The organism is Aliiroseovarius sp. CAU 1755 (assembly GCF_054482655.1).
Genome location: NZ_JBTLRH010000002.1, coordinates 590,136 through 613,879, shown reverse-complemented (window position 1 = coordinate 613,879; position 23,744 = coordinate 590,136). Strand labels below are relative to the sequence as shown.

At 51.4% G+C, this 23,744-nt stretch carries 16 protein-coding genes and 1 tRNA gene; 5 read left to right on the top strand and 12 right to left on the bottom strand.

From position 1 onward, the window contains the following. Nucleotides 1-2 precede the first annotated feature (2 nt). From ACXYMP_RS10065 to ACXYMP_RS10055, 3 genes are all read left to right on the top strand, one after another. Nucleotides 3-1,445: a phosphomannomutase/phosphoglucomutase gene (locus ACXYMP_RS10065; protein ID WP_458906049.1), complete on the top strand. Its 1,443-nt coding sequence runs from the start codon at nt 3-5 to the stop codon at nt 1,443-1,445. Between the two features lie 118 nt (nt 1,446-1,563). Then, nucleotides 1,564-1,638, top strand: a tRNA-Gln gene (locus ACXYMP_RS10060). A gap of 200 nt (nt 1,639-1,838) precedes the next feature. Next, nucleotides 1,839-3,875: a site-specific integrase gene (locus tag ACXYMP_RS10055; RefSeq protein ID WP_458906047.1), complete on the top strand. Its 2,037-nt coding sequence runs from the start codon at nt 1,839-1,841 to the stop codon at nt 3,873-3,875. Between the two features lie 60 nt (nt 3,876-3,935). On the opposite strand, the gene ACXYMP_RS10050 is transcribed toward ACXYMP_RS10055, so the two are convergent. Next, a complete protein-coding gene (locus ACXYMP_RS10050) occupies nt 3,936-4,355 on the bottom strand; it encodes a hypothetical protein (RefSeq protein WP_458906045.1) in 420 nt (139 codons plus the stop codon). 534 nt (nt 4,356-4,889) lie between these two features. Here ACXYMP_RS10050 and ACXYMP_RS10045 point away from each other — a divergent pair. Together ACXYMP_RS10045 and ACXYMP_RS10040 are read left to right on the top strand one after the other, a co-directional pair. Continuing rightward, on the top strand, nt 4,890-8,900 hold the full coding sequence (locus ACXYMP_RS10045) for an NACHT domain-containing protein (RefSeq protein WP_458906043.1): 4,011 nt from the start codon (nt 4,890-4,892) through the stop codon (nt 8,898-8,900). Nucleotides 8,901-8,935: 35 nt separating this feature from the next. Next, on the top strand, nt 8,936-10,123 hold the full coding sequence (locus ACXYMP_RS10040) for an ATP-binding protein (RefSeq protein ID WP_458906041.1): 1,188 nt from the start codon (nt 8,936-8,938) through the stop codon (nt 10,121-10,123). Between the two features lie 228 nt (nt 10,124-10,351). Here the strand turns inward: ACXYMP_RS10040 and ACXYMP_RS10035 are convergent, their stop codons facing one another. The 11 genes from ACXYMP_RS10035 to ACXYMP_RS09985 form a co-directional block, all read right to left on the bottom strand. Next, on the bottom strand, nt 10,352-11,743 hold the full coding sequence (locus tag ACXYMP_RS10035) for a hypothetical protein (RefSeq protein WP_458906039.1): 1,392 nt from the start codon (nt 11,741-11,743) through the stop codon (nt 10,352-10,354). Further along, nucleotides 11,700-13,811, bottom strand: a complete 2,112-nt coding sequence (locus tag ACXYMP_RS10030) for a site-specific integrase (RefSeq protein WP_458906037.1) — start codon at nt 13,809-13,811, stop codon at nt 11,700-11,702. Before ACXYMP_RS10030 ends, ACXYMP_RS10035 begins: the two co-directional genes overlap by 44 nt. 35 nt (nt 13,812-13,846) lie before the next feature. Next, nucleotides 13,847-14,074: a helix-turn-helix domain-containing protein gene (locus ACXYMP_RS10025; RefSeq protein ID WP_458906035.1), complete on the bottom strand. Its 228-nt coding sequence runs from the start codon at nt 14,072-14,074 to the stop codon at nt 13,847-13,849. A 116-nt stretch (nt 14,075-14,190) separates the two neighbouring features. Further along, nucleotides 14,191-16,365, bottom strand: a complete 2,175-nt coding sequence (locus tag ACXYMP_RS10020) for a helix-hairpin-helix domain-containing protein (protein WP_458906033.1) — start codon at nt 16,363-16,365, stop codon at nt 14,191-14,193. 59 nt (nt 16,366-16,424) lie between these two features. After that, nucleotides 16,425-16,850, bottom strand: coding sequence for an EcoRII N-terminal effector-binding domain-containing protein (locus ACXYMP_RS10015; protein ID WP_458906031.1), 426 nt, complete (start codon nt 16,848-16,850; stop codon nt 16,425-16,427). Continuing rightward, entirely contained in the window at nt 16,838-18,661 is a 1,824-nt protein-coding gene (locus tag ACXYMP_RS10010) for a DEAD/DEAH box helicase (protein ID WP_458906029.1), read from the bottom strand. The genes ACXYMP_RS10015 and ACXYMP_RS10010 overlap by 13 nt, the downstream gene beginning before the upstream one ends. After that, nucleotides 18,654-19,478: an HNH endonuclease gene (locus tag ACXYMP_RS10005; protein ID WP_458906027.1), complete on the bottom strand. Its 825-nt coding sequence runs from the start codon at nt 19,476-19,478 to the stop codon at nt 18,654-18,656. The genes ACXYMP_RS10010 and ACXYMP_RS10005 overlap by 8 nt, the downstream gene beginning before the upstream one ends. Nucleotides 19,479-19,487: 9 nt before the next feature. Continuing rightward, a complete protein-coding gene (locus ACXYMP_RS10000) occupies nt 19,488-21,116 on the bottom strand; it encodes an ATP-binding protein (RefSeq protein WP_458906025.1) in 1,629 nt (542 codons plus the stop codon). Between the two features lie 44 nt (nt 21,117-21,160). Then, nucleotides 21,161-21,595 (bottom strand): very short patch repair endonuclease, encoded by a 435-nt coding sequence (locus ACXYMP_RS09995; RefSeq protein ID WP_458906023.1) that lies wholly within the window; start codon nt 21,593-21,595, stop codon nt 21,161-21,163. Nucleotides 21,596-21,602: 7 nt separating this feature from the next. After that, on the bottom strand, nt 21,603-22,685 hold the full coding sequence (dcm, locus tag ACXYMP_RS09990) for a DNA (cytosine-5-)-methyltransferase (protein WP_458906021.1): 1,083 nt from the start codon (nt 22,683-22,685) through the stop codon (nt 21,603-21,605). Between the two features lie 591 nt (nt 22,686-23,276). Further along, nucleotides 23,277-23,657 (bottom strand): hypothetical protein, encoded by a 381-nt coding sequence (locus ACXYMP_RS09985; protein WP_458906019.1) that lies wholly within the window; start codon nt 23,655-23,657, stop codon nt 23,277-23,279. Between the last annotated feature and the right edge of the window lie 87 nt (nt 23,658-23,744).

The window sequence follows — 23,744 nt, the reverse complement described above, 5'->3', positions numbered from 1 at the left end:
CCATGCGACTTTCCCCCAGCGGGTTTCGAGAGTACGACGCGCGCTGGCGCTTTCCTGAAGACATCGATCTGTCCGGAATGCGCAGTGTCGGGCTTGCTTTGGGCACGCAGCTAATGCGTCGCCGCATTGGGCCACAGATCATCTTGGGGCATGACTTTCGCAGCTATTCCCCGTCGGTAAAGGACGCATTGGCCGAAGGCTTGCAGATGGCCGGGGCGCATGTGCGCGACATAGGGCTTAGCCTGTCGCCGATGGCGTATTTCGCGCAGGCCCATCTCGATATTCCGGCCGTCGCCATGGTCACAGCCAGCCACAACCCGAATGGCTGGACGGGCGTGAAAATGGGTTTTGATCACCCGTGCACGCATGGGCCGGAGGACATGGAAGAGCTTCGTGAGATAGCGACAACCGGCGATTGGACGGTTCAGGGCGGTGGCAGGATCGACCGCGTGGACGGTATCAAAGAGGCATATTTGGCCGACCTGACAAACGGGCCGGGTCTGTCGCGCCCTCTCAAGATCGTCTGCGCGACGGGCAATGGCACGGCTGGCGCCTTTGCCCCCGACCTCTTGCGTCGCCTTGGCGTAGAGGTTGTCGAACGGCACTGCCAACTGGACCACAGTTTCCCTAACTACAATCCAAACCCCGAAGCGCTTGAGATGCTGCATGACATGGCGCAGGCCGTCCGCGCATCTGGTGCCGACTTTGCCCTTGGCTTTGACGGAGACGGCGACCGCTGCGGTGTTGTCGATGCGCAGGGAAACGAGGTGTTTGCTGACAAGATGGGTCTGATCCTGGCCCGTGACATGGCGCGCGCGCTTCCAGGGTCACACTTTCTGGCAGATGTAAAATCCACAGGCCTTTTCGCAACCGACCCGGTGCTGGCCGAGCACGGCGCATGCGTCGAATACTGGAAGACCGGACACAGCCATATGAAACGGAGGCTTCACGACACTGGCGCGTTGGCTGGGTTTGAGAAGTCAGGCCACTACTTCATTGGCCCGCCGATTGGGCGGGGATATGATTGCGGCTTGCGTGTCGCGGTCGAAATCTGCCGCCTGATGGACCGTCATCCGCTCAAATCGCTATCTGATCTCGTAGACGAACTGGAACCGTGCTGGACCTCTGCGACCTTGTCTCCGGCCTGCCCGGACGACCAGAAATACGCGGTTGTCGCGCGAATGAGGGATCGGCTTGAACAGATGCAGCAAGCCGGCGAGAAGATCGCTGGACGACGGATCGCCGGGATGCTGACAGTGAATGGGGCGCGGGTTAAGCTTGAGGATGGCTCTTGGGGTTTGATCCGAGCATCGTCCAACACGCCCAACCTTGTTGTCGTTTGCGAAAGCATGCAAAGCGCCGAGGATTTGCGCCATATCTTCGACGGGTTCAACGCCTTGCTGCAACAAGAACCTTCGGTCGGTGCGTATGACCAAACCTTGTAACCAGATTAGGCCGAAGGCCCCGTTGTGGAAGGTCACGAGGCCAACTGGAAATTCACTCGCATTCCCCCATTTTGGGGTTGCGCCTTGGTTTGGCTTTGGCTAGGAAAGCGCGCACTGCTGGGGTGTAGCCAAGTGGTAAGGCAACTGTTTTTGGTACAGTGTACCGTAGGTTCGAATCCTACCACCCCAGCCAACTTTCTTAGAGATGCTCAAGAAAACAAAGGCTTAACCCAGCCCGAAACGACCTGTGTGTCACAGCATTCTGAACCTGTGACACAGGGTGTAACACATGGCCTTGCGCGCTATGCCCAAAAGCGACGCGATTCAGCCCGCCGAAAACCCCGACAAAATTCCAAACATCACGCCGGCCCTTACCTGATGCGTAGAGGCCGGATGTTCTATTTCCGCAAGCGCCTGCCAACAGGACCATCAAATTCCGCTCCAAATCAATTTATCTGTCTTTCCCTGCGAACCCATCTCCCCCTCGACGCCGTGAAGCGTGCCGCGAGGCTGCTCTCGGTCTACGAGAAAATGGAGATAGAATTCGTGGACGCATTGACCAAAAAGATCCTGAGCCCTGAAACGACCAAAGCGGTGTTGATGGAGGCAATGCGTAGCGCGTTGAGCAAGATGGTCGATGAAGAAAGCCAAGCGGCTCCGCTATCTGATGCAGACATTGACCAACGGGTTGCGGCCCTCGAAGCGGAAAACCGGCGCTTACGTCGAGCCGCCCGCAACAAGCAGTGGGGTGACGTGCAAACCCTTCTACAGAAGGCCAGTGCGTTGATTTCTGTAGAACTCCCCGAGCCACTCCCGAATGATCTTGGTCAACGCGCAAATACGCTAGAACGTCGCCTCAACGATGTGAAAATTGCGATGGATGAAGGCGATGATGTGCGCACAGCCAGTCGAGACCTTTTGACAGACCACGCTGTTAAGGATTTTGACGCTTTCGTTCAGGTTCCGGTCCTGTTGGCGCAGGCAAAAGCCAAAACTGATGAGCTTTACCCTTCCAAAGACATGAAACGGATCACGGCAGGGGTCCACCGGCTTCTTGAGGAATTCCTTGGCGACGTTCCCATCGCGACACTGACGAAAGAAAAACAGAAAGAGTTTCTCGGGTGGGCTTCACGGTTACCCAGAACCCAAGGCCGGAAGCACGGCAGGAACCGATATGGGCAAGCCGGTAAGACCGTAACCAAGGCAGAAGAAATTTCGAAGGCAGACGCCAAGGACCTCCTCGTAATGGAAGAAATGCGATCGATCGAAGGCGTTTCGGATGCCGAGAAGCGAGCGAAGTTGGCTGATCGTCTTGTTCCGCGTGTGACAATCAGCACGCTCAAGAAATATCGCGATGCGATGAATCGCATGGTCAAATCAGCAAAGGAGCTGGGTGCCAATACTCATGATGTTATCTCATATCGTGAAATGGAGCTTCACATCAAATCCCTTGCTCCAGATGACAAACTCTATGTCCGTGTGACCAAACCGAAGATCCGCATGCCCTGGACGAAGGAAAGGATCTCGATGTTGCTGACCTCTCCAATCTACAGCGGCTGCGCATCGAAACATCGCCGCTGGCAGCGGGGTAAATTGATTATTCGCGATGCCGACTATTGGGTTCCGCTCATTGTTCTGACAATCGGATCTCGCATCGAAGAAATCCTTTTGCTCAAACGAAGCGATGTCCGGTTTCGAGACGGACACTATCTGCTCGCAATCGCATCAGGAGCAGATAACATTGGCAAAACAGAAGACTCAAAGCGTCTCGTTCCGATCCCCCAAATGTTGATTGATCTTGGGTTTGTCGATTGGTTCCAGTCGTTAAAGGATGAACACGGGGTTCTTTTGTTCCCAGAGGCCGCCGGTCGCTCCCAATCCGGTGATGTGAGCAGCGCATATGGCAAGCACCTTCGGCGGATCTTCGATCACATTGGGATTGGCGACTTCGATGAGGATTTCTATGCGCTCCGGAAAACATTCTCGAGCATGCTCAATCGAGAAAAGGTTGATGACGGCGAACGGCAGGCGATCGCTGGTCACCGTCACGGTTCGATCATCAACGTCCATTATACTGCGCATCACATCGGTGATCTGAAAGAAGCTGTCGACAAAGCGGATTTCAAGCTGAAAATCGGTCGGAAACGGCAATACGGGTTTCCTGTCATCCTGTCGTGCGATCTCGCGCAAGCCTCCACGCTCGACGTCGAGATTACGCTTGGAGACGACAGCGAGGCCGATGCCGTTACAGTGCGTGACCCACGTTTGGCGGAGCCCCTGTTTGATAGCTCCAAAATCGGAAAGCTTTCCGGTGACGCTCTTAAGTCTTTGGCTGCAAAGCTTCGGGAGGTGACCGATTTGCGCCCGCTGAAACTGCCGAAAAACGCGTTAAAGCGGGCGGCATTCGAGCATTTGCAAGCGCTCGCGTAATTCTGCTTGAAGAGAGTGTAGGCCCGGCGTGCGTTGTCCCGCCGAGCCCTTAGCTACTGTTTATACAGACGCGATGCGAGCAGCGTGCCGGCGATCGATGACGTGTTGGCGGGCGTGTTTGAACGCTTTCCATGCTTCGATTAGCTGTCGCGCTTTCTTAAACCTGTCGGAGAAGAGAAAATCAGAACTGGTGTCATTCGCTATTGCGAAATCGCCATAGCCTTTGCCATCGGCAAAGGTTCCGATCTTGTTTAGACGGTTCACGAGTATCTGATCGATCTCGTTGAAAACTGTTTCGTCTTTGAAGTGGAAAAGGTCTGCCTGAGAAAGCCGCACGAGCGTTTCTGCTATGTCAGACGGTGTGTCGATGCCGATAGAAGTGGCGGTGTTTTTCCAAAGCGCCGCAAAGCTACGCGCTGCCCTGATGGCAAATAGCGCTTCCTCTTCGCGGGTTTGGTGGATGCAGTCTTGATAAGCCATGGGATACTCCTTGTATGGCGTTTGTGATCAAGCTGCGGGTCGGGTTGCTTTGTTTGGTTATCATTTCATCTTTTCTTCCTTGTTCGGGGTGCGCTGAAGCGGTTTCTGCGCGTTCTCACAAAGAGGAACGCACAGAACCGGTCCCGCAACACCTGGTGTTCATGAAAAATTGATGTGTAGCATTCTGCCGCCTGCCGCCTGCCGCATTTGCTCCAAATCCCGTTCGAAAATGAGATCTTCTCCTGTGTGGCGACCGAATGCGCGATCTCCATGGCCAACCTCCAGTGCTTTGCCACCCAAATGCTGGGAGGCTTCAAGAAAAGTGCCAGGTTCGCGCACTGCCAAGTCGCTACGCTCGGCGGCTTCATAATACTCGCTATGTCACTTCCACAAACGACATTGGCCACTATCGTGGAATCCAAAGGGATTCTGGGAATTAATTTACTCAACCGGCAAGATGGTTAAGCTTGCACGCCCGAGTAGAACACTTAAATTGGTTTTCACTTACGAGAATTCCTTTCAGTATGGCCACGGATGACATTGATAGAGAACAACATTAAGCGACGCCTCCGTGGTCTCGACAATGATGGCAAGGTAATCGAGTTTTCCCAATCTGATCTATTGGATCAGGCGGAACCCGTTGTTGTGTTGGGTGACGCCGGCATGGGAAAAACGACACTTCTTGAAGAAATTGGCTGCCAGGAGAACTACAAATTTCTACACGCGAGACGACTTGTGCGATCGCAAGATCCAGCAACACTTCTCGAAGGCGCGACCACGTTGGTCATAGACGCGCTGGACGAGTTGACGGTTCAAGTTGAGGGTGATGCAGTAGATGCGGTTCTTGCATCGTTGGAGAGAGCCGGATCGCCAAACTTCATTCTTGCGTGCAGAGTTGCTGATTGGAGGAGCGCAACAAGCATTCAAGCTCTGGCTGATTCCTACGGCTGTGAGCCATTGGAACTCATTTTGGAGCCGATTGGCAGCAACGAAGCCCGCTTCCTTCTGTCAAGGGACATAGGAGAGTCCCGAGCAAATCGTGTAATCACCCATTTTAAGAAGAATGGGCTCGAAGAACTGTTTGGAAACCCTCAAACGCTAAAACTAATCAAAGCTGTTGCCGGCAACGAAGATCTACCCACATCGCGAGCCGCACTTTTTGAACTATCAGCGCAGAGGTTGTGGGCTGAGCATAGCCAAAAGAAGACAAGTTCATCTCTCTCCCAGCTAAATGAGAGCCAAGCATTGAATGCTGCAGGGGGCGCATTTGCCTCACTAATTCTGGCAGGAAAGACCGCCATCTCCCGATTGCCTGCTTTGGAGGTTGACGAAGATGACCTTCCCTTAGCCGAAATCAACGTTTTCATGCCACAGAAAGACTTGCATGCGGTTCTTGCAAGCCGCTTGTTGTCGAGCAGTGTTGAAGGGAACCCCGATCGGTTTAGCTACACACATCGTAGTGTCGGTGAATTCCTTGCTGCTCGCTGGTTGGCTGAAAGAGCGAACACGGATAGAAAACGACGCCGGCTTCTCAAACTCTTCCACAGCCGTGGCCTTGTTCCGGCAAGCCTTCGAGGCATTCATGCTTGGCTTGCTCGCGATCCTCGCCTCGCACTGGATGTAATTGCCGCCGACCCAATGGGTGTCGTGGAATATGGCGAGACCGGAGAGCTGTCAGACGAGCAGGCGCGTGCGCTACTGAATTCTCTGTTCGAACTTGGCGACCGAGACCCACGTTATTTTGACTTCGAGAAAACGCACTCTATGCGAGGCATCGCAAAACCTTCGTTGTGCCCGGAAATCAAAAACTTAATCGTTTCACGGTCCACTCCCTTTCCACTTAGGGCGATGTTGTTGCACTCGGTCTCCGGATCACAGGTCGCAACTATGCTTTCAGAAACGCTTGAAGAGATGGTTCTCGATCCTGACGTCTCATACTATGAACGGAGGGTTGCAGGAAATGCACTCACCGAGTTGCCGCGAGAAAGTGATGAGTGGGCTCGGATTTTCTCAAAGCTGCATGACCTGGCCGATGAGAGTTCGCTACGACTTGCAATAGAACTCCTACCCGGCGTGGGTTTTGTCGGGCCAACAGACGCGCAGATTGTAGAGTTGATTGTCGCATTCTGTGGACTAAGCATTTGTGCGTATCCTCAAAGGGAAAAAACGCGGCTCGGTGGAGTCCTCTGGGGTCTGGAGAAACGGCTGCCTGAGGGTCGTATTGCACCAGTCCTCGACATCTTGGCCGACTATTTGAATGCACTGTTTTCTGATCACAACGATCGCCATGAGGACTCAGACGCTATCAATGTCGTCTATACTCTCACCGAAAGGCACTTAGCTATCGGGGGCGTTGACCCTCTACGATTGTGGCGTTGGTTGTCATCCCTTGGAGACCGGCGTGGCTTTCGCGACGACTCTCAGAAAACAATTTCAAATTGGCTGAATGCTAACACAGCAGAGAGGCGAGAAATTCAGCGTTTGGCATTGCTGGAAGAGCCCGGCACCAAAACAGTCTGGATGCGAGGTTGGCGTCTAAACGACATGCTCAACGGACTCTATCCCGATGAAGATGATGTAATTGAGCTGCTGGGTAGTCTTGATCCCTCATTGGAAGCTCCTGGGGATCGTTGGAAGGATCTTGTCCGCCTTTGTCCTCACGACAAATTGCGTGGAGAATGTGTCCGCGATGCCGCCGCCCCCTTCGCAACCGACAAGGATGGTCGTGAATTCCTCGATCGGCTCGCTAATCCTCAAATCCCTGAGTGGCAAATTAAGCAGGAAAAACGTGACCGAAAGCGGAAGAAGGAAAAGGAGGAAAGGTGGGCTGCACACAGGGCCAACTTTCTCGAGCATATAGATGATCTCCGCAATGGAAAATACAGTGAGGTCGTAAATCCAGCCCAAGCTTACCTGAACTTGTTCTCTGACATGGGCAATGATGTGCCTGCCCATCAAAGGATTGAACAATGGTTGGGCCCGGAGCTTCAAGAAGCGGCATTTCAAGGCTTCGAAGCTTTCCTTACGGACGAGGGTTCGAAGCCAACAGCGAAAGAAATCGCAGATTCCTACGCGGAAAGTAAACGTTGGAATGCTGCATATATTTTCGTCGCAGCGGTGGCCGAGAGAATTCGGAATGGAAAACCTCTTGATGATCTTTCAGACGAGCGGCTGCTTGCCGTGCATCTTGAGATTCGACTAACCCAAATCCTGGATCACGCCAGTATCGATCAAGTATCCGAAGTGGTGGAGAAAGCAGTCAAGAGCAGGCCAGGTCTTTGGGAAGCGTTTTGGCGATTGCGAATTGAACCTCAACTGGCAGCCCAAAACGAACACGTTGACGGCCTATACGAGATTGCTCGCGGCGCGGATGACTCTGAGATGGCCACTGCTCTGGCAAGTGAATGGCTTGAACGTTTCCCAAAACAAACGCATCGCGCAGAAGTCGAGCTAATAGACTGCCTCATTGCAGCAGGTGAATTCGAGTTTCTAAAGAAATATGTGGAAGATCGAAGAAAGAGTAAAATCCTCGATGAAGAGCGTCGTTCCGATTGGGATGCGGTAGCGTTTCTTGTCGATTTTGAGAATGTGCATAATCAGCTCTCTAAGGCACGTGGCAAAGATCCGAAATTTTTGTGGAATTTGCGATCGCGTCTCAGCCGACGCCACGATGAGGGGTCGCCTGCTCCGCTTTCTCCTGCACAGCTATCATGGATTATCAAGAAATTCCGGCCACTGTGGCAAAACGAACCCCACCCGCGAGGAATGACGTCCGGCGACGCTAACCCTTGGGACGCCGCAGAATACTTGGGAACGCTAATCAACCGCCTTGGCAGCCTAACTTCTCCCGACGCTGTGAAAGAGCTATTGGCGTTACGTGATGCACCACGTGATGGCTATACGGACCATTTGAAGAGGACTTTTGCCGAACAAGCGCAGAAGGTGGTCGAAGACAACTATACGCCCCCAACGATCGCTGAGCTTGTGTCTGTGCTATCAGATGGCTCGCCGCATTCAGCTGATCAACTACAGGCAGTCATGCTTGAAGAGCTAACGGTTGCCCAACAAAAAATTCGTTCTCATCCAGTTGACTGGCATCTGGACTTCTTTGAAAATGCCGTTCCTAAAAATGAGGAAGCTTGCCGAGATACACTACTTAAAATGTTCGGCGACTACCCATATGGAATTCTGTGCGAGCCAGAAGGCCATCTTGCTGATGACAAGCGCGCAGATATTAAATGCACAATTGACCAGCTAATGCTGCCGATCGAGATCAAGGGACAGTGGCACAAGGACCTTTGGCACGCGGCGGACACACAACTCGATAGGCTCTATAGCAACGATTGGCGTGCCGAACGCAAAGGTATCTACCTTGTGTTTTGGTTCGGCCCCAATGTGCCCAAAAACAAAAAGCTCAAATCACGGGGAAAAGGCAGCAAACGTCCGACAACTGCCGAAGAACTCCGATTGGAACTCGTTGAACACAGTGAGGTTGCCAAGCAAGGCCGTATCGAAATTGTCGTCTTGGATATGGTCAGGCCGTAACCACTGTGATTGTTCGTGCTACGCAAAAAACGGTCGTGGACAAGCTGCTTCATAGCAGGGTTGTGCTCCTTAGGGCTCTCCCCAGAGCTGGGCGAACATCCCTGTTGGGAGCACTGGTTCATGAAATGGACAATGGCTCAGCTATGGTAACAGGTGAGGATTTCTCTCACTCAGAGCCTCAAGAAATCCAAGCTTCCTTTGGTGAGAGGACAGTGTTTGTCGATGCAATACAAGCTGATCAAGTGGAAAAGATCGATGCCGTTGTCCGCTCATGCCTTGAATACAAACAATCCTCGCCAAGGTTCGTTTTTGTCGGGCGAGGCGCAAAAACTGAACAAAAACTGAGTGGCGCACTCACAGGAATAATCACGGACGTTGAACTACCGCCAGTGCAAATTTTGGAGCATTTGAATGATAGTAAGCCACTGGTGACAACTCAAAGTCCTACTCGCGAGGCCAAGCCGCAAGCTCGACCCACCAACTTGCCGGTATGGCAAAAGGAGGTTCTATGGTTACGAGGCGGTCTTCCCGATAGCCTACTCGCAAATAGCGACGATCACAGCTTCGCTTGGAGAACGACCTACCTTGGTGATTTACTCAAGCAAGATTTCAGCTGTTGGGATATCGATGCAAGCGACCGCCTTCCGGATGTATTTCAGTTTGTTGCCAACAACAACGGAAACCAATTTGATTATGCCAATTGTGCAAGAACACTATCGGTCAAAAAAGAGAGCATAAGAAAGTCGCTAGACCTCCTTGAAAGGATGGGAGTTCTACGACGCTTGCCAAATTGGCCCGCAGGAAGCAATCAAAGCCTCAACTCCATGCCAGTTTACTATGTTAGAGATTGCGGTTTACTGCATGCCATGCTTGGCATCGATTCAATCGACAAACTTCTCGACAGCAATGCGGCAGGTCACAGCTGGGAGAGCTTTGCTATCGAAACTATTATCAATGCGGCGTCCGGTCATGTAACGCCTGCATTTTATCGTGATAAAAACCAAAACGAGATTGATCTTGTTCTAAATTATTCCAGTGGTGCGACCTGTGCCATCGAGATCAAGCGGAATGAAACGGCACGTGCCAAGAGTGGATTTGCAGTTGGCTGTGACGCAATTGGGGCAACTCATCGAATGGTAGTGCACGGTGGCGAATCCGACATTAGGCCAGATGACGGAATTCAGAGACTTTCTTTGATCAGCGCAATTCGAAGCCTGCAATAAACTTGATTCAAGTGACTGTCGAAGTTTCGAAACAAAGCTGCGGGCCCTTGTGCCGAACAGTTAAGCCTAAGACGCAACTGGGGAAGCGAGCCGCGGCGGTTACGGCGGTGATCGGAAATAGTTGAGAAAGGTCTACAAGCATCCCGTGCGGGTGATGTTCTACCATTCTTAACCACCTGTGGAAAATGCAGCATTTGCAGCGACTTGCGGCGGTGGGCGTTGTAGCGTTCACAAGTTGAGCGACTTCTGGCTGCTTCTCATAGATGCGATCAACTCGCGAAATTCCAAGGCATTGCGAACGCCTTTGGCGTGGTTGTAGTGTCGGGTCGTCGTTCGTTCCTCACGATGGCCGAGAATGGACGAGGCCACGTGCCCGCCATGCTCCAATTCCTCGGCGGCTTCTGTTGCCGCGCTATCGCGGAACCGATGTATCGGCATCCTGACACCCAGTCGCCTTTGAGTGATGTTGCCAGTGTGGCGACCAATCTGTGCCTCGGAAATACTTGCCCCAAGCGCTTCCTTGGACGGAAACAAAGCCGCACCGTCATCATACATAGGCCGGTAGACGGTCAAGTATTCTGAAAGGGCATCCCAAAGATTGGGGTTTCTAAACCTCCGAGAAAAGCACTCAGTTAGCTTTTTTTCTTGTGGAAGTTTCAAGACAGATCCGGGCAGGTTGATCCATATGTATGGGCGTGAATCCAATCCAATCGTTCGCTCATTCTCAAAGGCCGCGAGCGCTCGCGCTCGTTGCGGCAAAGCGATGCCAAGCGACAACATGATGCCATCCCTAAACAGAGCTGCCGCAGACAAGTTCAGAACTCGGGATCTCCGGGCTTCATCCATCAGATCGAAACCAAGATGGTAAAGCGTGCTGGCGGAAACACAGCTGCCTTTTGTCACCGCTCCCATCTTTTCAGCGTAGCCACGATACTCTTCGACCACAAAATCACAGCCCGAAGAACTGAAACCGGGCTTTAGAACGTTTGCGAAACCAGACAACACCCGTTCAAGGTAAGATTGGATCGAACGCGGGACGACGTTTTCCATAGCGAGGGTTGTCGCGAAGCGCTGGAACCCGATACCAGAAGGAAGCGGGTCGTTCCCTGACATGGTGCAGAATGTGTGCCAGCGGGTTAAAGCGAACGACACGCTTCGAATATGACTTGCGCTCCAAATTTTTATTCCCGGCCGCTTGTGACGTCCAACGCGAGACCGCTCAAGCATCGATGACATTTGGCTTTGCCACTCACTTGGGAGGGTCGCAATCGCCGTCTGGGCATGCTCCCACTCTGTCTTTCTTCCTTTCTTTTTTGCGACACGTGCACGACGCAGAACGCGGCCAAAGAAGGCCGTCTCCTGCCTTCCCCAAACCATCGGTGCCGCGAGCTGCAACCAAGAAAATTCAGCGCAAGCAGATGTCGCTCCCTGCGCAGCCATTAAAGAATTCAGATGGCTTTCGACTTCAGCTTCGTCCGGGCAGGTCTCGGCTCCACCACGCCCTTTCAGGAACTCTGCTACAGCCGATAGAATTGCGCCGCGGTTGGTGTCTGGTCGTTCGATACGTAGGTGGTAGTCAAGCTGCTGTAGCAGCCCATTTTGAGGATCGTTTGATTGCATCGAAGTGCTCCTGCCATTTGTCGAGTGCGAGGTTTTCATCGATCTCGGCATAGTAATCGATTGTGGTTTGAAGGTGTTTGTGGCCAAGCAGTGTTCGCACCGCGTCCAGTTTTCCCGGATCCTTCTTCAACCAAATCCAGCCGAGCAGATGCCTGTAAAGGTGGGGGTTGATTGAAACGCCGGTGAGCTGGGTCACCCTGCGACATAGCCGCTTGAGGAGCCCGGCATAGGGCATTCCAGGTTGCGGATTTCGGCCACCCTGACCTGGGAAAAGATATGGATTTTCATTATCCCCCTCAATTAACACCCGAGGGCGGAGATGCTCGATAAACTGAGACAACAGTTTGCTAGTTTCGCAGCTTAACGGGATCACGAAGTCTGCATCGCTGGCAGCCCGCATTTTCACCTTTTCTGCCGGAACAATAATACGCGCCTCGGACCCTACCCATTGGATCCAGTCAAGACGGATGCCAGTCAAGTTTTCACTACGTGGCGCGCGCACCAGCAGTATTTCATGAGCAAGCGCAGCCATGACATCACGGATCATCTCGGCATCATACACCTCCACATTTCGTGGTATGCGGCCTGTTTTTTTGCGTTGCTGCCGTTTGAGGCTTTCTGCTTGGCTTTGCACATCGGCGATCAGACGATCAGATACACAGACGAATTGTTGGATTCGTTCCGGCGTAAAAGCCTGCAGTTTTGACCGGTTTCGGCGGGAAATCCCTTTGTGACCGGTCTCATATGCGCTGATTAGATCAGAGATTTCCTGCGCCTGCTCTGCTTCACACTGACAATATCCGACCGCGATCTTGCGGATAGCTTTTAGAACAGATGCGACGTAGCCGCTTGGAAACGATTTATGTTCATTCGCCTCGTGTAGCGACACAGCGATGTTCGCGACGACATCAGGATCACACAATTCTTCAACGGTTTCGATTAGGTATCCACTGTCTGCTCGCAGAGCCTTGGCCGCGGCCACAACATACCCCCGCCGGGTGCCGAGCGTGGCTTCGACCCACCGCTTGCCAGACGGCAGAAAACCCATCCTTAGAAGTTCATCATTTCGAGAATTTTTGGTTTTCACCCGTTGATCCCGGCCTTTTCGAAGTAATGCCTTTTTGCCGGTCAAGGTCTGGTTTTGTGAATCGAGGTGTTCAAGAAAAACCTCGATCGGTTCACCACGATTGGAAACCCTTCCCAATGCCCAAGGGGCGACTGCGGTGTCAAACTCGCGCATTAGGCCTTCGATGGCATCATTTGGCACATTGAAGCGATCCCGCCCATCTTCGAACGGATGTTCTAAAGCAACAAAGCCACAGCCAGAATAGTCAGAGTGCTTTGCGAGCGTCGTGACCAGAGTTGCCGTTTCTTTGACGTGGCGTCGGCACTTCGCTTCATCTTTGACTGAATGCTCGAGGCGGTGCTCATAATATTGCTGCAAGACATCCTTGGTGATGTCGGAAGGCGGAATTTCACGATCATGCAAGAACACGAAAAATGATCCACAGCCGTTCTTCTGATACAGTGGCAAATCACTTTTTCGAATTTTCTGGTGTAAGTCGCGCCATGGACCGACGATATCAGAGATACTGCGCTTGCGGTCGCGGCGGGCGTGATTGTCGACGCACGACAATATTTCACTTTTATAGGTTGAAAAGCTGTTTTTGCTAAGCCCAACCGTTGAGGGCTTGATCCTCTCAAAGAAGGTGACGATTTCACGTCGGCAGACTTTGTGCGTCTCGGCAACCCATCCCGCATGACGCATGAGCCAAAGTAAGCGCCGGGCCATCCGTGCTGCCGTCGTATGGGAAGGTTCCTCTCTCGGAGTGGCCTGTAATTTCGAAATCAGGTCCGCATAGGTTTGGGTCTTGGCCTCGGGTAACGATGTAAGATCCAAGCCTGTCGTCACCTCCAGAGCCAACAGGGTCGATCGTTTGGGTTTGATCCCTTGCAGGTGCATGATGTCAGACACCGATTTGGCACTAAGCCCGGCGTTTAGCGACAGCGCTCGCATCGAGGTTTCATTTTCATCCAAGTAACTTCTCAGCTGCTCTTGCAGTGTCATGGCATAGGCTCCTTTTTTGGGTTCAGGTTGGCTGCTCAATCGAGATCGAGATCCGGCCGTCCATCATCTGGTCGGACTCGATGCTCGAAAAGCACCAACCATTCGTCTTTGACCTGCCATGTCTTTCCCAGCTTCGCGGCTTGGAGCTTCACCAAACCATTTGGTGTTGGACAGCCGGTTTGAATCCAGTCGCGGATGGTCCTGGGACTCCGTGTGAAAATCTCGGCAATTTCTTTGACTGAGTAATATTTGGGACGTTTCATTTCTTCCTCCTTCACTAATTGTGAGGGGGAAGTGGGTTGTATCAACGATTACGAAATAAACTGGTTTGAATTTGTTTTCTGTGGGTATGCAGGACGTGTTCGAAAAAGAGAAGCGATCAATGGTGTCGCCGAAATCCTCTGAGAGAAATTCTCTGGGGAAGCCTTGGAGAAAGTTCGGAAATAGCTGGCGCAACAGGTCGCGACCGCACATGTTGAGATGACTTAAGCCGAGTATGTCTCCCCAGTCGACCATACGGATAACCCGTTAAAACCGCGACAATCGCCGGCAAGTGTTTGTCTATTTGGCCTTTTGGCAGCTCCCAGATTTCAGTTAGCCTATCTCTAAGTGAACCGATATCTTCGCCAACGTCAGTAAAAGCTACGTCGATCTGCTTCCAGAACTGAACGACTTCTGGTCGGACTTGACACTTTGCAATCGCCAAATGGCCCTCAACTAAAACGTCATTAATAAACACCAACAGCGTTGTTTCAATTCTCTTCAGGCCCGATCCATAGGTATTCAGTTCTTTGGCCAAAGCTTCTGCCGAAGGACGTTGTTTAACATCGACTATGCAACGCCTTTGCCAGATGCGAACTGCATGGGCCGATATTCCGCGATGCTCGAGTATCTGAGCGATTGTCTCGTTTAGGCAAGCAAGGAATTCAAGAGGAGAGATCGCAGCAGAGCTTGGAACTAATTCAAAGTCAAAGTGATCGGCATAACCTGGCCAGTCGATGTGCCCTTCGTCAGAAACAAGCCTACAAAGAGCTTCAACCTGCTCGAAACCAACCTTCGTGGCACTGGAGGTTGAGGCTGAAATAGCCCCAGTTTCAAGGGCGGTTACAAGATCCTCAATGGTGAATAGGCCAAGATCCTCCAGCTGGGCTGCGGCCTTCCATAATTGAAGCGACCGCAATGGGAGATGCCAAGCATCGCCTTTTCCCCGTTTTAGTGGGGATGTGTCAAATAGGATAGTTTCCCCATATTCTCCCCCTGTAGTGAGCTCACCGGTAATGATCGCTGAAAGCAACGGCAGTTGGTCTATGAATTCCGTTCTTGAAACACCCCACGCATTCTCCAAGCCAACGACAAAGTCGTTCAAGCTCAAGTCGTCTGCGACCTCAGAAAAGTATATTGCAGCGGCTTTCCAAGGCTCTGTAACTTCCTGTCGAAAGTGAAAATTCGACTTCCCGTAGTCGTCGAAAATTAGTGCCCCAGCGAGACCTCTCAGCAGCTTGGCCTCACGCTGCCTTACCCTCTCCCGAGTTACCTTATTTGGGAAGCGTTCGCCGAGAGCTTCAAGCGTCATTCTTTCTCGAGGGGGCATTGATACTCTATAGTCGAATATCAATTGCTCCTCATGATCGAACGCCAAACTTGAGAGCTCAGTGAGCATCGCCGGAAGAGCAGCTATCGCAGAGCATGTGTCTGAAGAAATAGGGCTCCCGGGAAGCAAATAGAGGTCCATTTCCGCACAATATGCCTCCAAGTCGATTTCACCGTTGCTCAGTTGCGCTCCTCCCAATGCAGCTATGGAGTCCCTGATCTTTCGTAGAGTTGACCTCCCAAATGCAGGGAGCCTCAATAGCTCAGCATCAGAGGCTGCCGCGAGGGATCCTACGCTGCGATAGCCCTTTTCTCTCAGTTTTGTTGCTTTCGTTCCGAGGTGTAGGACACCGATTTCCAGTGCACGGGTTGTTTCAGTGAGAGGAACTACGGAACTGCTCTTCCAGTCTGCAGAAGTTTGAAGTGAAAGATCGCCATTACCCTCATGCCCGTTTTGTTCAACAGGAAAACGCCTCGCAAGGTCATCTAAAATGGGTTCACCAGCCCGGATAGAGCCAACCAGTTTGAGCATCTGATCAAGCAGCTCGCCTTTCTTTTTTTCTCCCATTCCCGTAGGCAGCGTTCGAATGCCCTCACGCATGGCCTCGACAAGCGCGCCAAGTGTGGAGATGCCAACTCTGCTCAACATTGGACCAGCGTTGCCAAAGTATTGGCGATCCAAATTGCAGATGGGGTTGGCTTCGTTGAGCGAAGAGAGCTCGGCACAATCTATGAAAAGATGATTGAGCGCTCTCGGCAGGAGCTCCCAATACCGAAACCAATCAATTCTCGGTCCGTCACAAACCTCAAGAAAGCTTACCAAAGCGTCAGAAGATTCAGTCTGTTCTAAACTCAGGTCTCGTTTTCCAAGTAAGAATATTAGCAGCTCCGAAATTGTTTCGATGCCTTCCAAACGGAGGTTATGGGTAACCGCATCCGACAATTGTAGATGTTCAATCGCCATTTGTGTCATTTGTCCGTGGGCGACTCTGTTAAATGGCACCCTTTCTTCAGCCTGGGAGCTCAATGGATGCGCCTCCATCCTTGGAGTATGATACGATTGGGAGCAGCCGTCGTCTCACGTTCTCTTTTGACAACCCGAACATGGAAATGTTCGCTGCCGTCCTCCTTAGAAAGCTCAAGCTCGTCGCCAGACCTTGCCCCAGCACTCCGCAAATATCCCGTCATTGCTGTGAGACGATATTCGTTCCTTGTTCCCTTCGGCGCGTGGAGTTTGTTGTTGTAATAAATAAAGTTGAATTCCCGCCGAACTTCAAACTCATCTAAAAAAGCCAGAGCCATACGGGGGTTTCGTTCACTCGCGTCTAGCCTTCCAAGGAACTGCAGCAGTTCACTGTTCCCCTTTGGAATAAGAATGCCTGCTTGATGTGTATCGGTCTCTCCAACATCATTCGCACTCAACACTTTGCGGAAAACTATTTTTGCCATTTCATGTCCGGTTCAATTTCAAGCGCTCTTTTCAAATCTGCACTATCCCGAGTAGACACAGGCGCAATTTCGTTCCCCATTTCAGCTTTCCAGAGCGACCTGTCCAGCATCACACGTTCCACAGTGCCCTCGTAAAATAAACGGTAAATAGTTACAGGCAAATCTTGTCCGCGTCGATGCGCCCTAGCGCTTGCTTGTGCTTCAAGCGCCGGATTCCAAACTGGTGACGTGTGGATGACAATCGTCGCCGCAGTAATATTCAAGCCAGCCCCAGCTGCTTTTGGGTTTAGAACGAGACACCCAGGTCCATCGTGATCAGAGAAGTCATCAATAATGTTTTGTCGCTCTGCCTGTGGAGTGCTGCCATTTATGGCTCCCCAATATGCCGCGGGTAAATCGGAACCCGCCACTCGGATCAAGTCTCCGAGACGATTGAAGATGGCAAATACAAGAACCTTCTTGCCGGAAAGAAAAGCCTCTCTGAGCAGCGAAATGATAACGTCCATCTTCTCATTCATTAACGGAAGATCAGGAGAGTCGGCTATGATGGCGTCTTCACCGTCGTCAGCGTCCATGTTTTTGCATACGAGCCAAGGGTGTGAACACACCAACTGCAATTGCAAAGTTGCGACAAGCGCGCCGGCAACTGGATACTTGTCCAGTGTTTCTTGGCGCACCTTTAAATAATGGGACCGCAAATTCTCTGACATGTCGATGGGAGCATTGATGTCAATGCGTTCGGGTAGATCGTCAGCAACTTCCTCAACTCGCCGCTTAAGAACGATAGGATCGACAACTGCGTTCAATCGAGTGGCTGATGACGTGCTATCCGGAAATCTTGCCTCAAAGCCTCCTCGCTCTCCCAACAACCCAGGTATCGCAAAATCTACTAACGACCAAAGATCAAGTAACGAGTTTTCGACTGGCGTTCCCGTCATCGGAAGGGACTTTCTTCGGGGAATTCGCGCAATGCTCTTTCTTCTTGCTGAATCTGGGTTTTTTAGTGCTTGGGCCTCGTCACAGATGACCCACGACCATTCGAACGCCGAAAAAATTGCTATGTCATTGACCATGGTGTCGTAGGTGGAAATTACAACGTTAGCCATTTGAAGCCCGTGGTATACACCAGTGCGATCTGGCCCGCGGTGAACGTCCACCAGGAGAGACGGTGCGAACTTTTCAAGCTCTCTTACCCAATTCGTAATTAGGCTTGTTGGGCACACAATTAGTGCGGGCTTATCGTGTGGCGGAGGATCTATTAAGAGCAGTGCGATAACTTGAAGGGTTTTCCCCAACCCCATTTCGTCAGCGAGAATTGCCCCTCCACTCGCATTCAACGTATCCCATAACCATTGAACACCTTGTGATTGATAAGGATACAAGTCTGCCTTTAAGCCGTCGATTTCGAGCTCATTTGGGTAATTCAGGGCGGATTCAGCGCCAGATGCCAAAATTGCCTCTTTATATCGAGTATCGAGGACATCTTGTTCTGCGAGTTGGACAACACGCTTATAAGGAAGATCGTCCGGAGGAGATCCTTTAAGAACATCCAAAAATTGCTTTGGCGCGTCAACGGGCAAAGGAAACAAGACTCCGTTGTCCACAACCCAAGAATGCAAATTTGTTGGCGCGAGCAAAATCCGCTCTTCACCGCCTACCTTCCTTGTGCCTCCCAGCACTGCTTTCCAACTTTTGTCAATTTCTTCAATGAACACACACGGCTCAAGGACCTTTTCGCGAACGCGAAACTGACGGGCGAGCTCCTGTCGAGCATCTTCGAAGTTCAACGGAGATTTGGTAAGGTCAACCATGGATCGAAGCCATGGTTCGCTGAAGCTCATCCGGTGGAATAGGCCAAGGTTTTTGGGTGTGAACCGCCGCATGGCAATTCGGACAAAGCGGAATAAGATCTTTCACAGGGTCATAGCTGCGCTCCTCATCGAGCACAGCCAAAGGGTGGAGATGGTGAACATGGAGAATCCGCCCGGCATCGCCATAGACCCCGTGAGGCTCCAGTCCGCAAACTTTGCAGCTATAGCCGTGCAGCCTAAGGCAAAGCAGTCGGTTTCTCGGGTTTCGCTCGCGCCTTTTAACTGTGAGAAGTGAAACTCCACCTTCCATTTCAGCGGACAATTCAGCCTCATCCGGAAAAATTAGATCATAACCGATCAACTCCGCCATTGCCGCCATAAGCGGCACTACGACTTCGCGACATGTCGTGACAATCGATTGCTCTGCATCAGCAGATCCTTTGTGTCTCAGCTGAGCAATGATCTTGAAACTACCATCTACAACTTCCCAATCATCAAGGTGTTGTCCTTCTATCTGGACATCAGCGCTCGAAGCGATCGAGCGCACCAATGCCCTTGCAAGAACTAGGTCTTCCTCGGGCGCCGCTGAAATTTGGCGAACTAATCCTCCCGCAAACTGGCCGAACTTTAGAGTGACCACATGCGATTTTAATCCATGCGGAGCTATTTCGACGACAGGCCCGTGCTTGCGATCATGTTCATGGAACCAAGCTTCCAGTCCTTGCCTTCTCGCAATTTGAACCGCAGCCACAGATATAGAAGCGCCTGTTCCCTCGCAAAGCTCGTCGGCTATCAACTCACGGTTTTGGGACAGCATTGAAAAAACCTACTCTTCCAAGTCCCTCTCCGACGGCGTCGGAACATCTCTCAACAGCTTTCGGAGATTGGATGACACTTCTTCTCGGATGTCACGGAACATAGGGTCAAGTTCGGCGTTTGTGTTGTTCTGCTCCGCCACTGCGAGAGCCCAAAGCAACAAATCCATTCCCTCGACGGCAAATCCACTCGAAGCTGCTCGCAAGTAAATTTTTTGGTAGAAATCGTGGTGTTTGTTCAGAAGAACCGCAGGAACATGATCCGTCGACTTCGGGCTGCGAAGCGCGGGTTCCCAAAGGTCTCCAGTTGTAATATCGTCGACGGCTTCAACATAGACGGAATCCGCCTGAACGTCATTCTGAACGACAGACTTAATTTTTATTCTTGCCCCACGATTATTGGTGACAACAGCCGTCTGTTCACTCGCATTAGCGTCGTCAACAGTGCCCGCACGAGTGTTCTTCGTAGATGCGACGCTATTGTTGGCTGAAGTGTGGTCGACCTTCGCCGCGGCCGCCTTCTTCTTTTCCTTGCGACGATATCGAAGTTCGGCTTCTCGGCGAGCTGGTCCGAGTAGTTCTTTAAGATAATCAGACAACGCAGGATCCAGAAGGATTCGAGACTTTTTCACGTCAATGGAGAACGCTTCGTCCAACTCATGGCCGAAATCAAACTCGATCCTAAGAAGGGACATGTGTGGTTCAATGGTGTTGAAGGCCCCAAAGACACCCAACCATCCACCTTCGCTTATAAGTCGCCCTTCACGGAAGATGTAGAAGCCTTGGCCGCGATTGGTGATTTTGGCCTTGGCCCTTTCCGCTTCATCAAGGTCGTTTCGGTGAGGGAGTATCCATGCCTTAACCGAAGCAACTCGAACTTCGCCATCTTCTGTTACGATCTCCATTCTTTGCTGTTCGGCTGTTAAAACCTGTTCAGACCTTTCAGCGAAGAAGGGGTTCCAAGACGATACCGGGTCGCCATCGATTGAGATTGTTACCTCCCGTTCGCGAGCATCATTGGAGTCAAGGAAACGATGATATATTAGGCTGACATGTTCTTTGAGGCTGTTTGAAAGGCGTTTTACAGCTTGGCGCTCTTTCGTTCCGCCGGGTTCATCATAGTCCTTGAATAGAATTCGATCGCACTTAGACCAAACAACCAGCGTCCCATGCTCACCACACAAATCTTCAAAGCTTTCAGTTTCCTCATCGGTGATAGGATCCCGGTTCATCTGCCACAGTGATGTTTTTTCCACGTGATCGAGATCCCAAGCCAGCTTATTTAGCTCGGTTTCACCCGATTTCTTCGAGATAATTGTAAAACAACGACATACGGAGCTGGATGCCGTTTTCATGCCAAGTCCAAACTTGCCCAGACTCTCAGGATTTTCTCGTTCAGGAGCGCCGTAACGCATTGCCTCATACAACTCGTCCGCACTCATCCCATTGCCATTATCACCGAAGTAAACAATCTTACGTCCATCTGGTCGCAATTCTAATTCGATGTTTACAGTTGTCGCACTCGCAGCAATTGAATTGTCGATAATATCGGCAGCCGCAGTTCTAAAATTATACCCGGTGTCGCGAAGGCCATTTATGAGGCGCGGCGCATCCGGTTCGTTGATCAATTCAATTGTCATGAAAATCCTTTTTTACTTGTTATGCGGAGCTCGTTGCATTCTCCTTAGGAGACTGCCTCCAAACTCCCTGATTGACCACCGTTGCGCAACCAAAAGGCGATTTTTTCTGCAATTATTTCTGCGTCAAGTTGGCGCGTAGCACACTCCCACACCACCAAGGAACGCCATCCTTGCTCCGCCAGAGTCGCTATATTTCTCTTATCTCGAGCGGCGTTTCCCAAAAGTTTTCGTTGCCAGAATTCTGTCTGCGTTTTTGGAATGCGAAAGTAGGGGCAGTCAGAATGCGCGTGCCAGAAGCAGCCATTGACGAAAATCACTGACTTGAACTTCGGAAGAACTATGTCTGGTTTCCCGGCAAGATCCTTTCCATGAAGCCTAAAACGAAAACCACGCTTGTGCAGGGCACGCCTAACAGTCAGTTCAGGTTTCGTGTCTTTTGCCCGTATTGAAGCCATGATTTCCGAACGTGACTTAGGCATCTTGGGTTTATAAGGCTATGTTGCGTTTGGGTGTGATTGCGACGGTGTTTTTGATCCACGGCGCCATTGCTTCAGCAATCGCAATTGCAACAGGAGCAGCAACTGCGTTGCCAAACTGGCGATACGCCTGAGTGTCAGAAACCGGTATTCTCCATGGCTTGTTTGATCCGGCGCGATCAAATCCCATTAGTCTAGCACATTCACGAGGTGTCAATCTCCGAGGAATACCTCCGTTTTGATCAATAAGTATTTCGGATCCATCTTTATAATACCGAGCTGAAAGAGTTCGGGCTACGTCATCTGGCCCCCGCAGGCCAAATCCAAATCCATTTCCAGCTGCTTTGTGTTTCTTTGCGTATGCCTGAAGATACTCCCAGAGCTTTGGCGTGAGTGTATACTTGGCTGCAACCTTGCCATTCTTTCCCTCAGTAAAAGGTGGCTCAGGAGTTTCGCTACCGTTCTCGGGGTGCAATATGTCCTTCAATGTTGGATTTGGACTCTCAGGAATACATACGTCGTCGAGCGTAAAATTGGTGGGATGGTCGCGCCGAAAACCTACTATGAATATACGTTCTCGATTCTGCGGCACCCAATTGCGCGCGTTGATTACTTTGTAGTCAACTTCGTAGCCCAACTCGTCCAAAGCGTGCAGGATCACTCGCATCGTATTGCCCTTGTCATGCGAAAGTAGGTTCTTCACATTTTCCAAAAGGAATGCTCGCGGCTTGTGGTGCTCAATAATTCGGACGACATCAAAAAACAGCGTGCCTTGTGTCTCATCAAGAAAACCGTGAGCTCGGCCGAGAGAGTTCTTTTTGCTTACGCCCGCAATACTGAAAGGTTGGCACGGAAAACCGGCCAACAGGACGTCATGTGAGGGAATATCTGACGCGGCAATTTCTGTGATGTCGCCTTCAATAGGGTGATCCGCTCCAAAGTTCTCAGAATACGTCTGCTGAGAATACTTATTCCATTCACTGGTGAAAACACAGCGCCCTCCCACCGCTTCAAAGCCAATCCGAAGTCCGCCGATCCCCGCGAAAAGATCGATGAAGTCAAAACTCGATTTGTCTTTACTCAAACTGGGCATTTGGCAGTCCTTGGATCCATTACGATGTAGTTCTTCGAATGTTCTATCAGAAAGGAGTGGGATAAAATGTGTATGCTGTGGATTCAATAGTCCAGCGCAATCTTCGAAGGAAGCCTTCAGTTTGCTCTGTCATCTTTCGGTTGGTAGGTGCGGCTGAACATCGCTACAGAACAAAACGTTTGCGCCTGTCGATACGCAAAAGACAAACGTGATAGCCAAACAATTGATGCTTTTCTACTGATGAGACACAGATAGCGTTCAAATTGGTTTCCGCATTCCCCCCATTGACCCAATATCCTTGAGTTTATATATATTTCAATATGTTAGAAGAAAATCCTACCACCCCAGCCACTAACTTCCCTGTTTTCAGACGCTGAACAGTTACCGCGCGAATGTCGCGTGTGTTCGGGCGCCTGGCAGACCGGGATTTCAGCAGAGACGCAAATAAGAGCACGAACCGGGCCGATTACACGCCGTAATCTCTGTTTGCGATTCCGGCGGTATGAGTTTGCAGATTTCAGGGTGTTTTGTTTTAGAGCGATGCGAACTGCGTGCGCTGTTCAGTCCAGACAGCCGAGAACCGGGTCTTGATCAGGTAGTCCGTGGTGAGGTCATCGGGCTGTCCACCTGCGGCGATGCCGTCAAGAACATCGGGCACAAGCAATGCAGGTTGGTCACCTCCTGAACGCGGCGCTTCGATACCCCTTCAGTTTCGGCGATCTCAGAGAAGGCTTTTCCTGCGATGACCATTGCCAGCCAGCTGCGCCCCTCCATGATGTTCTGCACCAGCGTTCTGTCGATCTCTGCCGGTGCCTCGCCGAGATGGAGTTTCAATTCCACGCCTCGCCGGCGCATCTGGAATGGAGCGTCGATCGTCAATTCCATAACATTCATTTGTTCCGTTGCATTGCCCTTTTCCTGAAGTCTTTTCGAGACATCTGCGAGTTCGGCGGCAATCAACCCTTCGGTCATTGACACCGCTACGCCGGGTCTGGTCAGAAGCTGCCCTACCAGTTCAGCCAGCTAGCCCTCTATCTGTTGTGCGGGCAGCCGCCACGC